14 protein-coding genes are annotated in these 14922 nt (G+C 58.2%); 8 read left to right on the forward strand and 6 right to left on the reverse strand.

From position 1 onward, the window contains the following. Positions 1 to 1176 (reverse strand): ABC transporter permease (locus ACFQ4E_RS17235; protein ID WP_386805764.1); only part of this gene is annotated, 1176 nt, incomplete at its 3' end. Next, entirely contained in the window at positions 1170 to 1883 is a 714-nt protein-coding gene (locus ACFQ4E_RS17240) for an ABC transporter ATP-binding protein (protein WP_386805766.1), read from the reverse strand. The genes ACFQ4E_RS17235 and ACFQ4E_RS17240, both read right to left, overlap by 7 nt. A gap of 796 nt (positions 1884 to 2679) precedes the next feature. Here ACFQ4E_RS17240 and ACFQ4E_RS17245 point away from each other — a divergent pair. The 6 genes from ACFQ4E_RS17245 (at position 2680) to ACFQ4E_RS17270 (ending at position 9761) form a co-directional block, all read left to right on the forward strand. Continuing rightward, positions 2680 to 3090: a CopG family transcriptional regulator gene (locus ACFQ4E_RS17245; RefSeq protein ID WP_386805768.1), complete on the forward strand. Its 411-nt coding sequence runs from the start codon at positions 2680 to 2682 to the stop codon at positions 3088 to 3090. Positions 3091 to 3120: 30 nt separating this feature from the next. Continuing rightward, positions 3121 to 4209 (forward strand): extracellular catalytic domain type 1 short-chain-length polyhydroxyalkanoate depolymerase, encoded by a 1089-nt coding sequence (locus ACFQ4E_RS17250; protein WP_386805770.1) that lies wholly within the window; start codon positions 3121 to 3123, stop codon positions 4207 to 4209. Further along, complete coding sequence (locus tag ACFQ4E_RS17255) at positions 4206 to 5333, forward strand: C45 family autoproteolytic acyltransferase/hydolase (RefSeq protein ID WP_386805772.1); 1128 nt, start codon at positions 4206 to 4208, stop codon at positions 5331 to 5333. The genes ACFQ4E_RS17250 and ACFQ4E_RS17255 overlap by 4 nt, the downstream gene beginning before the upstream one ends. A gap of 340 nt (positions 5334 to 5673) precedes the next feature. Next, positions 5674 to 6975 (forward strand): ATP-binding protein, encoded by a 1302-nt coding sequence (locus tag ACFQ4E_RS17260; protein WP_386805774.1) that lies wholly within the window; start codon positions 5674 to 5676, stop codon positions 6973 to 6975. 24 nt (positions 6976 to 6999) lie between these two features. Then, positions 7000 to 7710, forward strand: coding sequence for a TOPRIM nucleotidyl transferase/hydrolase domain-containing protein (locus ACFQ4E_RS17265; RefSeq protein ID WP_386805803.1), 711 nt, complete (start codon positions 7000 to 7002; stop codon positions 7708 to 7710). Then, positions 7692 to 9761: a UvrD-helicase domain-containing protein gene (locus ACFQ4E_RS17270; protein WP_386805776.1), complete on the forward strand. Its 2070-nt coding sequence runs from the start codon at positions 7692 to 7694 to the stop codon at positions 9759 to 9761. Before ACFQ4E_RS17265 ends, ACFQ4E_RS17270 begins: the two co-directional genes overlap by 19 nt. Positions 9762 to 10170: 409 nt before the next feature. Here ACFQ4E_RS17270 and ACFQ4E_RS17275 read toward each other — a convergent pair whose 3' ends face one another. Continuing rightward, positions 10171 to 10377 carry a ParD-like family protein gene (locus ACFQ4E_RS17275; protein WP_386805778.1) on the reverse strand — a complete coding sequence of 69 codons (207 nt, stop codon included), beginning with the start codon at positions 10375 to 10377 and terminating at the stop codon, positions 10171 to 10173. A gap of 232 nt (positions 10378 to 10609) precedes the next feature. On the opposite strand from ACFQ4E_RS17275, the gene map reads away from it, so the two are divergent. Beyond that, complete coding sequence (gene map / locus ACFQ4E_RS17280) at positions 10610 to 11368, forward strand: type I methionyl aminopeptidase (protein ID WP_386805780.1); 759 nt, start codon at positions 10610 to 10612, stop codon at positions 11366 to 11368. 284 nt (positions 11369 to 11652) lie between these two features. On the opposite strand, the gene ACFQ4E_RS17285 is transcribed toward map, so the two are convergent. Then, the gene (locus ACFQ4E_RS17285; protein WP_386805781.1) at positions 11653 to 12006 is read right to left on the reverse strand and encodes a cupin domain-containing protein; all 354 of its coding nucleotides are present in this window, start codon (positions 12004 to 12006) and stop codon (positions 11653 to 11655) included. A gap of 280 nt (positions 12007 to 12286) precedes the next feature. After that, the gene (locus ACFQ4E_RS17290; RefSeq protein WP_386805782.1) at positions 12287 to 13288 is read right to left on the reverse strand and encodes a GlxA family transcriptional regulator; all 1002 of its coding nucleotides are present in this window, start codon (positions 13286 to 13288) and stop codon (positions 12287 to 12289) included. Between the two features lie 62 nt (positions 13289 to 13350). Between ACFQ4E_RS17290 and ACFQ4E_RS17295 the strand changes: the two genes are divergently transcribed. Beyond that, positions 13351 to 13665: a DUF1272 domain-containing protein gene (locus ACFQ4E_RS17295; RefSeq protein ID WP_386805783.1), complete on the forward strand. Its 315-nt coding sequence runs from the start codon at positions 13351 to 13353 to the stop codon at positions 13663 to 13665. A gap of 302 nt (positions 13666 to 13967) precedes the next feature. On the opposite strand, the gene ACFQ4E_RS17300 is transcribed toward ACFQ4E_RS17295, so the two are convergent. Continuing rightward, the gene (locus tag ACFQ4E_RS17300; RefSeq protein ID WP_386805784.1) at positions 13968 to 14849 is read right to left on the reverse strand and encodes a LysR family transcriptional regulator; all 882 of its coding nucleotides are present in this window, start codon (positions 14847 to 14849) and stop codon (positions 13968 to 13970) included. Positions 14850 to 14922: the final 73 nt, after the last annotated feature.

Below are 14922 nucleotides of genomic sequence, written 5' to 3' on the forward strand. Positions count from 1 at the left end.
GGGCGCCAGCCGGGCCGCGCGCCAGGCCGCCCGTGCGGCTCCGACCGTGGCGGCGGCGATCCCGAGGAGCCCGGCGACCAGGTAGGTGTTCCAGGAGATGTTGTAGATCAGGTAGGGAAACTCGAAGAACCGCGCATAGAGCCGCGCCAGCCCGTAGCTCAGCCAGCTGCCCGCCGCGAAGCCGATCACCACGCCGACCGAGGCCACGAGCCCGGCAAGCAGCAGGTAGTGAAAGAGGATCGCCCCGTTCGAGTAGCCGAGCGCCTTGAGAAGGCCGATCTCGGCGCGTTCCAAAAACACGATCCGCCCGATCACCATGTTCACCAGAAAGACCGTGATCCCCAGAAAGAGGGGCGGCAGGATATAGGCCAGCGTCCGGAGCTGGGTGATCTCGCCGTCGATGAAGGCGTTCGAGACCTGTTCGCTGCGGTCGATGGCGCCCCAGGCGCCGTATGGCTCCAGAAGCCGGTCGAGCGCGTCGATCACCGGCTCGGGGCGGGCGTCGGGGCGCAGCTTCAGCGTGAGATTGTCGAAGGCCCCGGTGCGGTCCAGAAGGGCGGCCAGCGCCCGCTCGGGCATCCAGAGGATACCGTAATTCTCGTTGTCGGGGACGAGGCTGCCGGGGCCGATCGTGTAGATGAACTCGGGCGAGAGCGCCCATCCGGTCACCGTCAGCCGCCGCTTGGTGCCGTTCAGGACCGCCGAGATCTCGTCGCCCGGGTAGAGACCGTTGGCCTCGCCGAAGGGCGCGTTCAGCATCACCTCGTCGATCGCGGCGGGATCGGGCCAGCTCCCCATCCGCAGGAGCGGCAGGTTCAGGAGCGGCTCGCCCGTCGGCAGCGACGCGACATAGGCGACGGTCGCATCGATCTTACCGGGAATGTCGAGCGTCGCGTGGCTCGTGACCCGCGCCTCGAGCGCGGTGACGCCGTCGATCTCGCGGAGGATCTGCAGCATCGACTGCGGCACGCTGCGGGCATCGACGAAGACATCGGCGAAGCGATTGCGCTCGTAATAGGTGTCCCGGGTCTCCTCGAGCGCGCGGGACATGCCGAAGGACATGAGAAGCACCGCCACGCCGCCCGCCAGCACCAGCGCGATGGCGAGGAACTGCGCCCAGAGCCGGGCGAAGTCGCGCAGGAGCTTGCGGTCGAGCGCCTCGATCCCTCTCACCATGCGATGTCTCCGGGTTCGAGCCGGGTCTCGTTGGCCTCGATCCGGGCGATGCGGCCGTCCTGGAACCAGATCACCCGATGCGCGATCTTCCGGATCGCGGCGGCATGGGTGATGACGACGGTCGAAGTGCCGAGCTCCTGGTTGATCTGCTTGAGAACTTCGAGCACCTGGATGCCGGTCTGGCTGTCGAGCGCGCCCGTCGGCTCGTCGCAGAGCAACACCTCGGGGCGTTTGGCGACCGCGCGGGCGATGGCGACGCGCTGCTGCTCGCCGCCCGAAAGCTCGGCGGGGAAATGGTCCATCCGGTGGGACAGACCGACCCGGTCGAGCGCCTCTTCCGGCGACATCGGATGCCGCGCGATATCGGTGACGAGCTGCACGTTCTCGCGCGCGGTGAGGCTTGGGACGAGATTGTAGAACTGGAAGACGAAGCCGACATGGTCGCGGCGGAACCGCGTGAGCCCCCGGTCGCCCAGCCCAGTGAGCTCCAGGTCGCGGAACCAGACCCGGCCCTCGGAGGCGTGGTCGAGCCCACCGAGGATGTTCAGAAGCGTCGACTTGCCGCTGCCCGACGGACCGAGAAGCACGGTCAGCTCGCCACCATAGAGTTCGAGATCGACGCCCGAGAGCGCAAAGACCTGACCGCCACCGGTCTCGTAGACCTTGGTCAGCCCTTCCGAGCGAAAGACGATCTCCGCCTCGCTCACGGCCGCCCGCCTGAGATTGGGCGAAGGTCACAAGCCGGGCAGGCCGTGAGGGCAAGGCGGCGCGATGCGGGCATCCGGGTCTCTCCAATCCAGTCCGCGCCAGTTTAGTGCGCGCGCGGCACACTCACTTTGCGGTGGATCAAGAGGCACCGGCATTTCTGCGTCTTCGAGGGGCAGGGCGGGACGGGTCGTCCTGGCGTTCGGGTCCGGTGGAGTTGGCAGGCCCGGCAACTTGGCAAATGATATTAAAATCAGTGCATTAGGTTTTTCGGTAAAACTTTTGGTAAAACGACAAGATGGAAAATCTGATAGTTTCCCACGAAACGGACATCGCAAATTTCGCATGATGCGAAATTCGCACGAGGCCGAGTCAGAGGCTCCAGCCAGGGCCAAAGCCGATCCTGGCGCCGTGCGCGACGGGCTCACAGGTCGCTGGTCAGACCCGCGCTATCCTCCGAACCGCAACAGAACACGCCTGAGACGCCGACTCATGGCGGCCGTCGATCCGGTCGATCTTTTCTTCGATAGCTAGGCCTAGACGCGGCCGAAGAGGCTCATTCGGACGACGAGCGATGGACCGCCGCAATTGTGCAGGGATCACGGGCGGTTGCTGGATGCTGAATGCAACGCTTCCGCACACTGCGAGCAGGCGGCAGGGTGAGATCGGCACCGATCTGCAGGGATTCCCGGGCCGCCATCTCGGAGTGCGGGCGGCGGTTTTCAGGCCTCCGACAAAATCGAGACTTGCAGAGGCAGGTTAAACATCCATATACCATCCAAGTGGATGGAGATAGCGATGCCAAAGATTCACCAGCTCAGACCTTCCGACAACGAGAAGATCACGATAAACCTCGGCCATGTCGATCTTGGCCGGATCGATCTTCTGGTGCGTGACGGGTTCTATTCAAACCGGACCGATTTCATCCGGACGGCAATTCGCAACCAGCTTGCCGCCGAGCAGGAGCAGGTCGCACAGTCGGTCAAGCGGCAGCGGATGGAGGTCGGTCTGCTCGACCTGACGCGGGCCGATCTCGAGGCCGCGAAGGACCGCAACGAGGTTCTCGACATCCGCGTCGTCGGACTGGCGCGGATCGCGTCGGATGTGCCGGTGGACCTGGCGCTCGCGACCATTGGATCAATTCACGTGCTCGGCGCTTTGCAGGCGTCGCGCGACATCAAGGCGGCCCTGAAGGATCGCATCGCCTGAGGCAGAGGCCTCGCTCAAAAGGACACCAAGATGAACGACAGTTTCGCGACGGCCATGGGCCGGGCGCTCGATCTCACGCGCGCCGGTTCAACCCTCGAGGCGACGCGCCTCATCCAGGATACGCTGAGCGGCGCCCACGCGGGCAGCGGGCAGCCAGCCCCACGCCCCAAGGCGCGGACCCGGCAGTCCTTCGGTCAGGTCATCGACGCGCTCGCCTCGGCTCGACGTGCAGGAGCCCCCAAAGACCGGGTCTCGTCGCTCAAACCCTCGGTGCCGGTCGGTGCGCGCTACGAGGCCCGGACGCATGCCTCACCCCACGGGACGCGCGACTACCGTCTCTTCGTGCCGTCGGCACGTGCGGAGGCGCCGCAGGGCCTCGTCGTGATGCTGCATGGCTGCACGCAGACCGCCGATGATTTCGCCGTCGGCACGCGGATGAACCTCGTTGCCGAGGAGAACAACCTGATCGTGATCTACCCCGACCAGGCGCGGCAGGCGAACCAGATGGGCTGCTGGAACTGGTTCCGCCCCGAGGATCAGGCGCGGGGCGCGGGGGAGCCTGCGCTTCTCGCCGGTCTCGCGCTGCAGGTGTCGGAGGAGTTCGGCGTCGCCCGCGGTGCGATCTTCGCGGCCGGGCTCTCGGCCGGTGGCGCGATGGCGGCCATTCTGGGGGCGACCTACCCGGAGGTCTTCTCGGCGATCGGCGTGCATTCCGGGCTGGCCGCCGGTGCGGCCCGCGATCTGCCAAGTGCGCTCGCCGCGATGCGCGGGCAGGGCGCTGCGGCACCCGGGCGACGCGGAGATCCGGTGCGCGCCATCGTCTTCCACGGCAGCGCCGACACGACCGTCGCGCCCGCAAACGCGGACGCAGTGATCGCGGGAGCGCTGGGCATGGGCCCGCATTCCGAGATCGAGGACCGCTCGACCACAGGCGCGACCGTGACCCTGTTCCGCGATGCCGGTGGGGCGGTCGTGGCCGAGAAATGGTCGCTCGGCGGCATCGCCCATGCCTGGTCAGGCGGCGCGGCAGAGGGCAGCCACACCGATCCCAACGGGCCAGAGGCCTCGGTCGAGATGGTCCGGTTCTTTCTGACCGCTGGCACGGAGGTGCGGTCATGAGCGGCAGCCTGACATTCGAAGCGGTCTCCGAGGACCGTCCCGGCGCCAAGTGGCTCAAGCGATGGACCTGGTCCTGGCCCGCCTACAAGGCGTGGTTCACGGCCCGCGGTGGCGACCGGGGCCCGTCGCGTACCGACTGTGAAGCGGCGATCCGCCGCCATATGCCCGAGCTTGCCGAGGTCCACGCGGAATTGTCGAGGCTTGCAGGCGGCGGCGACCGCGCCGCCCGGTTTCTCTCGGGCTGGTGTCCGCCCGCCTATCTCGGCGGCTGCTCGCTCGCTGCCCATGCGAGAGACGGCGAGGTCCGGCTTGTCCGCAACTATGACCTATCGCCCGATCTGAACGAGGGTCTCCTGCTGCGCAGCGCCTGGCGGCGGCCCGTCATGGGCATGGTCGAGTTTCTCTGGGGCCTCTCCGACGGGATCAACGATGCCGGGTTCTGTGTCGCTCTGGCCTATGGCGGGCGCGGCACGACCGGTCGCGGCTTCGGCATCACCCATATCGTCCGGTATCTGCTGGAGACCTGCGATACGGTAGACGCCGCGCTGAGGGTATTGGCCCGGCTCCCGTCGCACATGGCCTATAACCTCGTGCTTGCGGATGCATCGGGTCAGGTCGCTTCGGTCGAACTCCTGCCCGGCGGCGGCATGAGACGCATGAACGAGGCCATCGCCACGAACCACCAGCACGGCTCCGAACCGGCCGACCGCCCGGCGTTCACGCGCACCCTGGAGCGACGGACGCACATGTCCCGGCTGCTCCGCGACGGCACCGCGCCCGGCGACCTCGGAGACCAGTTTCTCGGCGCGCCCCTGTATCAGCGCAGACATGGCGAAGGCTTCGGAACCCTCTTCACGGCAGACTACGACGCGCGCCGTGGCAGACTGAAGCTGCTCTGGCACGGCGAAGTCTGGGAGCAGAGCCTGTCGGGTTTCATGGAGGGCACGCGCACGATCCACTACGATCAGGGCAGAGGCAGCGTGGCGGTAGGTCATGGGGACGAGGCGGAATGGAGTGCAGGCGCGCAGGACGGCGCAGATTGGATCGCGTTCGGAATGTCTTTCGCGCAGCGGTACATGCTTGCCCACATGTGCCAGGCGAAAAACGTTGTCTGGGAATGCTGACGGAAGCTGCATTTGCGTTTTGCGATGGGCGCTCCATACCTCGAGTTCAGTGCTTCACGCTGCGGTGGGCGCAAGCGATGTGAGATACGAACGGCGTTTCTCTGCGCCGCTCCTCAGTGTCCGACTTGGGCGGAAAGCGGAAGTTCGCTGCTCATGCGAGCCAGCTACGCAACAATGTTGGATACCGACATTCAGGCGACCTTGAAGCCCAGCATTGCCCTGCTGCGTTGCAAGTCGACTTGGAGCCGCAACTACACTTTGAACGCCAGAGTGTCGCATGATATTCTAATGAGTAAATCTCGGCTCCAGAAACGGACCGCAAATCAGGCGTATTCTCGACATGTATATTGAACAGATCAAAATTGAAAACTTTCGGCTCCTACAAGATTGCTGCCTGGATATGCGAAAAAAGACAACGCTTCTTGTAGGCAAAAACAACACCGGGAAAACATCCTTTGCTGTTCTGCTGGAAAGGTTTTTAGAAAAGCCCGAACAATTCACCTACACTGACTTTCCGACACCAATAAGGGAGAAAGTGCTCAGTATTGATGATGAGACAAATATCGAGGAACTCGCGATCAGGCTGGTTCTGCGCATAGCTTACGACGAGACTGATAACCTCGCTATACTCTCCGAATTTATGCTTGACCTTGATCCAACACGGCGACATACCAGTATCCTTTTTGAATGCTGCATCGACAAGAAGAAACTTCTTCGCGTGCTACCGGCAGACTCAAAAGAGCGAAAGAAGTTCATTGAAAATAATCTCAGCCGAAAGTTTTTGGATATTAAAGTTTATGCTTTTGATGATTTTGGGTACACTGAGGAAACGCCATACTACCTGGTGCACCGCGACCAACTGGAGGAGAAAGAACGATCAGAGGTGCGGGCGCTATTGAATTATCAAGTCATTCATGCCCGCAGAAATGTTGCAAGTTCGGAAGACGCGGGACGTGGCGCCAAGCCTCTGTCAGCGATATCTAAAAAGTTCTTTCAAAAACGCGATATCGAGACCAATGACGATGACGACGAAGAGACTGCCGGGTCAGGCGATGACAGCATTGAAAAACTCAGATCAATGTTGGCCAACATCGATGATCAGCTTGGAGAGCAGTATGCGCGGGTTTTCGGAGACTTCCTCAAAAGCTCACGCGACTTCCTGGAACTCGGCGATCTAAAGGTTGTCTCCAACATCCAATCACAATCTCTTATCGAAACATCATCCCAAGTTATATATGGCGATACCGACAATTATCTTCCTGAGCACTATAGCGGCCTCGGGTACCTTAATGTCCTTTATCTTCTCTTGCAGATCGAGTTGTGCCGTGAGGACTTTGCCAGACGAAACGCCCCGCTGAACCTTCTGCTTATCGAAGAACCCGAAGCACACACGCATCCGCAGATGCAGTATGTCTTCGCGGACAAAATTCACGGATTGATCTCACAGATTCCAAACTTGCAGGCTCTGCTGACAACCCATTCTTCTCACATTGTATCCAAATCGAACTTTGAGGACATCAGGTATCTTTCACGGCTGTCCCCGACGGAACCAGTCACGATCAAGAATTTCCACAGAGATCTGAGCGCCAGGTACGATGAGCTTGGAGCGGACGGGGCCACGCTTTTTCAGTTTCTCAAATAGTATCTCACAATCAACTCTGCTGAACTGTTCTTTGCAAGCAAAGCTATCTTCATCGAGGGAACCACGGAACGCATTCTGCTTCCCCTGTTCATTGAGATGCATGACAAGGAAAATGTCGATGAGACGGCGGAGAGCGGGCTGTCTTCGCAGAACATATCCGTTCTTGAAGTCGGCGCCAATGCGCGTGCGTTTGCTCCGTTCCTTGAATTCATTGGCGTTCGTACATTGGCAATCACCGATATCGACACAACCAAAGCTGTTGTCAGTGAGAAGACTGGAAAGACCAGCTATCCCGCCTGTCCTGTTGCAGAGTCGAGCCACACCTCAAATGAAACCCTAAAGCACTTCCCGTCAGCCCCTGATCCAAAGGAAGAGAAGGACTTCTCGGACTGGCATAAGCGTCTGGTAGATGGAACTGCCTCTTCGGGCGAAGGGCAGATTGTGCTTGCCTACCAGCTTGCGGAGGACGGCTACCACGCAAGAAGTTTTGAAGACGCATTCATTTCGATCAACTTGGATAAAGTCAAGGCCCGTAAGAATATGTTGGCGGGTTTGAAAAACAGGGACAAGCTGGATGAATTCAGAGGTAATGATTTTTACACTCTCACAACTCAGATACTCGGAAAGAAATCCGATTTTTCCGGATCGGTTTTATACTTGGCGCTTGCAGAAGGCGAAAGCTGGCGTATTCCGAAATATATCATGGATGGTTTGAAATGGATTCACAAAAACTGAATCCGGTAGACCGGATCGCAGAGCTTGTTTCCTGTGGCGAGAACTTCGTTCTTCAAGGCGGCGCCGGAAGCGGAAAGACAGAGAGCCTCAAAAGGGTCGTTCAAAAGGTTCTGGAGGCCAACCCAAGCCACCGTATTGCGTGCATCACTCATACGAACAAAGCAGCAGACGAAATTGCCGATCGTGTATCTGGCGATATCTTGGTTTCAACAATTCACTCGTTCTTGGGCGAGGTTATTTGGCCATTCAAAAAGAACATCCAACAAGTCTTTCCGAAGCTCTTCATATTGCCCGAGTTTGTTTCCCTAGGAGATGATCACTATAACGGCGACGAAAAGCTGAGGAAAAAAGAGGAGCACGACCGGTTCAAGAAAGCGCACAGCCAGCTCGAGAACCGCCGTAGGACGGTACTCGGTGAAGATACATCGAAGGTTACCGGAAAACGGGAATACGACAAGGAACCCGACACATACAATTTGCAGCTCAATGAGCTGATTGGCGAGGTCAACAAAGAAATCCGCGACAAGCTGGCGTCGAGACAGCCGAACGAGTTTTTCTACAATGATACCGCCTTTGACAACTTCAACGATCTTTCATACGGCCATGATGGCCTGATCACGTTGGCCTGCCATATGCTTGAAGGCTTCCCGATGCTGGGTAGGATCGTATCGGATCGGCATGACTGCATCTTTATTGACGAGTATCAGGATACAAGTGCAGATGTCGTTCGCGTCCTTCTGCGCTGTTTGCCAGAAGACGCAAAGACTGTCATCGGGTTGTTCGGTGACTCCGAACAGGCCATTTACTCAGATGGCATAGGAAGCGCTCAGTCACATATCGATGCCAAAGAACTCATTCTTGTCGTAAAGGAGGACAAATATCGGTGCTCCCCGCAGGTCATTGATTTTAGCAATAAGTTTCGGACGGACGGTCTAAAGCAGGATGTGGCGTTGAAATCTCTGGATAACGGAACTCTTGAAACCCTTGACAGCCGCCAGGGTAGCGTGAAGCTGATTTACGACTTGGCTCCTGCGGAGGTTGATACGGGAGATAAAGTGGAAGACCGGAAGACAAATGTGGCATTGTTCAGAAGTGCACTTGATGCGTTGGTTGAAAAAATAGCGTCTGATTATCCGGGCTACGTTCAGTTGAAACTAACGAATAAGTCTATTGCGAACGATGTCGGGTTTGGAAAGCTATATAAGATCTTCGATGATCGATATTCAGAGCCACGGGACCGCATGCGCAAGACGCTTGACAGATTGCAGTTTGGCGAACTGTTTGACCTGGTTGCTCTGTACAGGAGTTTGCCAGGCGACAGGCGCTCATATAACCGTTTGATCGCGAGATTACGCAAGCGTGGATATTCTATTACGTCAGTCGCAGATAAGGCCAAGCTCGATAAAATGCTTCACTCGTTCGGATCGAAGGATCGCGCCGCCTATGAGGCCATAGAGTATTCCGCCGAATGCGGCTTGATACGAGTTTCAGACAGCCACAAGGCATTTGTTGATCGCCGCGACGAGATTTTGGCAAAGCTTTCAGTTGATCCCGTTTTTGCCGAATTTGAAGAACTACACCGGAACGGCCACCGTACCAAACTCCAAATGAAAAAGGAGGTGGCCGCCACGAGTATGAAGCACATCAGCGTTGAGATGCTGGAACAGGAATACGACGACAGATTCAATGACCTGAAACAGAGGAATTTTCTTGAATCTTTATTTTCTACGGAACTCGCGCTTAGCGAGGTAAGGGCGTTCTATGAGTATGAGGGCAACGAAGGCCAGTTTTCCACGATGCACAAGACGAAAGGAACGGGCATTGAGAACGTGCTTCTCGTTATCGACGAATATGGCTGGACGACAGAGTATGATTTCACAAGCTGCTTTACGAAAGAGATTCCAGAGTCAAAGCGGGAAGTAGCATCAAAGAAACTTATTTATGTTGCGTGCTCACGGACAAAGAAGAATCTCGTATGTGTTCGCCTGATGAAAAGTCAGGAAGAGGCGGATCAGATTGCATCGTTCTTTCCTGAATCTATCAAACTATAGTGATTAACCTGAAATTCCCACTACATTTATTGGGTGCCATACAGAAGCGTTAGGATCGTATAATCAAAATCGCCGGAGTTCCGTGTTCGAGGCTGTCTTATTCGCAACTGCGGCGAATGGCCGGTCCGGTGTCTCGCAGGGGCGAAGGCGATGATGTCGACGAAGGTCCGCAACGGGCCGGAAGCGACGGCAGTCGACGGTTGCCAGGCGTTCGAGGCGCTGCACTGCCGCATGTCGGCTTCGAGCCCGTTTTGCCGGGATTCTGCTACGGAGCGAATGGCTGCTATCGCAAAAGCGCCAGACACGTTCAACAACCCCTTGGTTTCGGACGCCGATTTTCGGTGGCGTCGGATATGGTGGTCTGCCCATACTCCCAAAACAGTGGTTTTGCGATGCGGTATACGCCAGGTTAGGCAGCGTCGACGTGGGGCAGTTGCACGTCAGCGTCATTGAGTTGCTGCGCGATGATCTCCGTGAAAGTCATCGTGGGGTGAGACTCAGCCAACATGCCGATCTTCATCCAAAATTCTGCCTGCGCATTGATCGAACGACACATGACAGCACTCGCCTTGCGCAGTTCCTCATGCATTTCCTCGCCGATTTTTACGATACCCATTGATCTGTCTTTTCCTTGCCTACATATGAAACATATACGAATCGTATATTTCGGCAATGCACTTTTAGATCTGACGCGATCCGTCCAAAAAGGTGCAGGCAACGCGAGGGACGCCTTATGGACACCTACATCGATGTGCCGGTAGCTCCGCCTGCCCAGCAGGCACGGCGGACCGAGAGCATCAAACTTTACCGAGAGCATCAAACTTTATGGCCCGGATGCCTTTGAGGGGATGCGCCGCGCTGGCCACCTGACGGCGAGGTGCCTGGACGGGGTGGCCGACATCATCAAAGACGACATGCCGTTGGCTGATATCAATACCTATGTCCTCGACTTTGCTGCTTCACACGACGCCATGCCCGCGACGCTTGGGTATAAAGGGTATGCGTATGCCTGCTGCACTTCTGTAAATCATGTCGTTTGTCATGGCTTTCCAAACGAGAAAACCTTGCGCACCGGCGATATTGTCAACGTCGACGTGACGCTGATCCTTGATGGCTGGTTTGGCGATTCAAGTCGCATGTTTGCTGTGGGCAAGCCAACCCGGGCAGCCGAGCGACTGATACAGATTGCGCACGAAGCGATGAGGCGTGGAATTGAAGCTGTCCGTCCCGGCGCACACCTTGGCGACATCGGCCACGCGATTCAGGCCTATGCACGGTCGGAACGCACGGGCGTGGTGCGTGACTTCTGCGGACACGGGATCGGGCAGGTCTTTCACGACTCCCCCAATATTCTCAATTTTGGCTGGCCAGGCGCAGGTCCCGAGTTGCGCGAGGGTATGATTTTCACGGTGGAGCCGATGATCAATCTGGGGCGCGGAGACGTGAAGTTGCTTCCCGATGACTGGACTGTAGTCACCCGCGATCGATCGCTGTCAGCGCAATTCGAACATTCAATCGGCGTGACGGCAACTGGGTATGAAATCTTTACGTTATCCACAACTGGCCGTCATGCGCCGGGGGTCGAGGTCAAAGCGTTTACCATATAGTCGAAACTGCACGCCTTCCAAAAACGACCCTTTCAGGCGGACTGCCATGATCAGCCGTTGGCACAGCCGCAGCGAATGTTCACTCTGTCCGCTCAGCCGGGGTCGGCCGTCGGAAAATGCTGCGCGACGCATGATTGACTGTTTTGGTGAAGCTGAATCACAGTTTTCGACCAAGAGGCGAACGGTAGCATTGGGCCGGAAGCGACGGCGGTTGATGGTTGCCGTCAGCCCGCCGGCGCGCCGAGTTGCCGCATCTCCGCTTCGAGCCCGATTTGGTCGGTCGCTTAGATGACTTTCCGGCCAGCGGCAGTTCCGTTATCGCCAGTGTTGGGTGTTCCCGTCGGCTCGATCAGCAACAGATGAGCTTCCTTTTCGGCGAACGGGCAATGTTCGACACCTTTAGGAACGACGAACATCTCTCCCGCTGCCACGGTGACGGGTCCGTCCCTGAGCCGGATTTCGATTTCACCTGAAAGAACAAGGAAGAAATCATCGGTGTCTGCGTGGGAATGCCACCTGAATTCTCCCTCGACCTTTACGACCATGACGTCGTGACCATTAAAGGATGCAACAGTGCGCGGAGACCATTTTTCGTCAAATGTTGCGAGCTTTGCCGCCAGATTTATCGACTTGGCCATATTTTGTTTTCATCTCCAAAGCTCATGCGAAGATACCTTGCGATGCGCTCGAATGGCAAGTTTGACCTCTCAGCCGACGTCGGCCGTCGCAAAAAGCTGTGCGACGCACCAAAGACCACTTCGGTGAGGCTGCGCCGCGGCGTGGTCGCCCAGTCCCAAGGTCGGCAATTGGCCGAGAGCGACGTCGGACCTGGCCGATGTCGTCGGCACCGGCCGTTGCGCCGCCGCATGACCGCTTCGAGCCCGTTTCGACTGATGCTGCACACTGTATGAATGTCGGCTATTCGGCGGAGGGGGCAGCGAACTTCGCCGCATAAGAGGAAGGTGATACTCCGTACTGCCTTTGAAACGCACGGCGCATGTTCTCCTGACTGGTAAAACCCGCTTCAATCTGCACGACCGAAAGGTGAACGCCGGGCTGATGTAACAAATTTGCTGCATGTTCGACGCGAAGTCTTTCCACGAATTGGGCCGGACTGACGCCAATTTCTTCGGAAAACCGCCGCGCGAAGTTCCGTTCGCTCATACCTACTTCGGTCGCCATTTCTGCGACTGATTTCCGGTTTCGCAGATTTTCGGTCAGTGACGCAATAAGGTCACCAAAACGGTCACCATTTCCACTTGCTTGAGCGGCCAGGGCTCTGCTGAACTGTCTTTGTCCACCGCTGCGAACCATTGGCAGCACTAGCGACTTTGCGATGCGAAGCGCCTCAGCTGGCCCGAGGTCTCGCCGAACCATTTCGATTGCCATGTCGATCCCAGCAGTGACACCTGCAGATGTCCAAATCCCGTTGTCTTCAACGTAGATAGAATCGTCTTGCACGTTGACGTCGGGATAATCGGCGCTGAGCTTAGAACATCCATCCCAATGCGTTGTCGCTGATCGACCGGACAGATGACCACCTGCGGCCAATACGAAGGCACCCAAGCAAACCGATCCAAGCCTTCTGCAACTGGTGGAAGACTTATTGATGAAATCACGTAACGGCTCTGAGTTCATCGCCTCATAGGCACTGCGACCACCGGAGACGAGTACGGTATCCCAAGCAGCATCTTGGTGCGCAGCTAGCGGCGATGTTTCTATCTGACAAACGGTGTCGGTTCGCAGACATCCGCCTGTCTCGGACAAAAGATGCACGTCATAGGCCTTGGCTCCGTCGCGTGTTCTGGCATCACAAAACACCTGCAATGGGCCAGCGAAATCCAACAGCTTGGTGCCTTCAAACAACAGGAAGGCGACGGGTCGAGGTGTATGGAATGTGTTGGCAGAATAAGCGGGCATATTGTCATTTATGCCAGGCAATCTCCTTGGCTATCAAGGCGGAAACGGAATGGAGATGTATAATGCTGGAAATTCGGCCAAACTGCGAGTTGTGTGACCGCAACTTGCCCCCACACTCCCTCAATGCGATGATTTGCAGCTATGAATGCACCTACTGCGCTGACTGTGTTCGAGATACACTCCAAAATGTTTGTCCGACATGCGGAGGCGGGTTCTCTCAGCGCCCCATTCGCCCTGTCAGAGCGGAGGGTGGACAAACCAACCTTGGATTGTCGAACCGCCCTGCAGGTACGCAGCGGCATCATTCCAAGTGGAGTCGTGAACAAATAGAAGCTGTCGTCATTCGCCTGAAAGACACTCCACCACAAGAACGGTAGCAAAGCAGACACCGGTGCATACGCAGCAAAAGTCCGTTTCGTCCGCTTAACGGACTTCGACCGTCGAAAAATACGGCGCGACGCACGAACGACCGCTTCGGCGATGCTGCGCCGCGGCGTGGTCGCCCAGTCCCAAGGTCGGCAATGGGCCGTGAGCGACGTCGCTTCAGGCAACCAGAAGCGCCTTCCGCTCAGGCGTAGCGAGCCTTCTTGAAACCATTTCCGCCACTGCTGCAATTGCGATGAACGGACGCTTTTCGAAATTCGTCCGGCCTCGGCGGCTGTGCCTCAAGCATGGTCTACTAGGTGCCCGCCTCGCTGAGCGCGCTCCGTTGTTCCAACACGACCTCGCGCAGGAAGCTGGCCACGGCCTGGACCCGGCGGGAGGACGCTAGGTCGGTTTGCGTTACGAGCCAAATGGGCTGGTCGATGCCGAGTTCGGCGTCCAGGCAGATCAGGTCGCGCGGCCGCGCCAGAAGATGTGGCAGAACGGCGAGGCCCAGTCCGGCGGCACAGCCGGTCACTTGGGCTGCGAGCGAGGTCGTCGCGAGTGCCGGTGCCCGACCGCGAAGGGCGCGTTCGATCCAATGCGCGGCGGGAAGATGGCTGTATCCCTCAGCCCAGGCGATGAGGTCATCGTGCTCGAGATCGAGTTCACGAATAACCTCCCGGCCCTCCAGGTATGATGGCGCGCCATAGAGGCCGTAGCCGAGTGTTCCTACTCGCTGCACCGACACATGCCCGCGTTCGGGCTTGATCATGCGCAGAGCGATGTCCGCGTCACGACGGTGCAGGTTCACGGTGGCGATATCGGTCGCGATCTCTAGCGTCAGCCGCGGATGCGCGCGGCGCAGGCGTGGCAATGCGGGCAAGATGAGCGCCGTCGCGAGGTTCTCGGCGGTTGCAAGGCGGACCGTTCCCGAGACCTCGGGCGCTTCCGGAAGCCCCGTTCCGAAGGCCCGTGCGGCGGCTTCCATCTCTTCGGCGCGCTCGATCAGCTGCGCCCCGTCTTCGGTCAGCCGGTAGCCCGTGTGGTGCCTCAGGAACAGCGGACGGCCCAGATGTGCTTCCAGCCGCTCGACCCGACGCGACACAGTCGCCAGCCCGATGGAGAGCGCCGAGGCAGCGCCGCTGAGCGAGCCCGACCGGGCGACGGCAAGGAACACCGAGACGTCATCCCACACCAAGCCTTGTCTTTCCATTTTTGGAAATCCCGTTACCACTTCCGGCCATTTTCACACCTCGTCGGAAATGCCA

The sequence above is a fragment of the Litorisediminicola beolgyonensis genome (assembly GCF_042679605.1).
In the GTDB taxonomy this organism is placed as follows: domain Bacteria; phylum Pseudomonadota; class Alphaproteobacteria; order Rhodobacterales; family Rhodobacteraceae; genus Litorisediminicola; species Litorisediminicola beolgyonensis.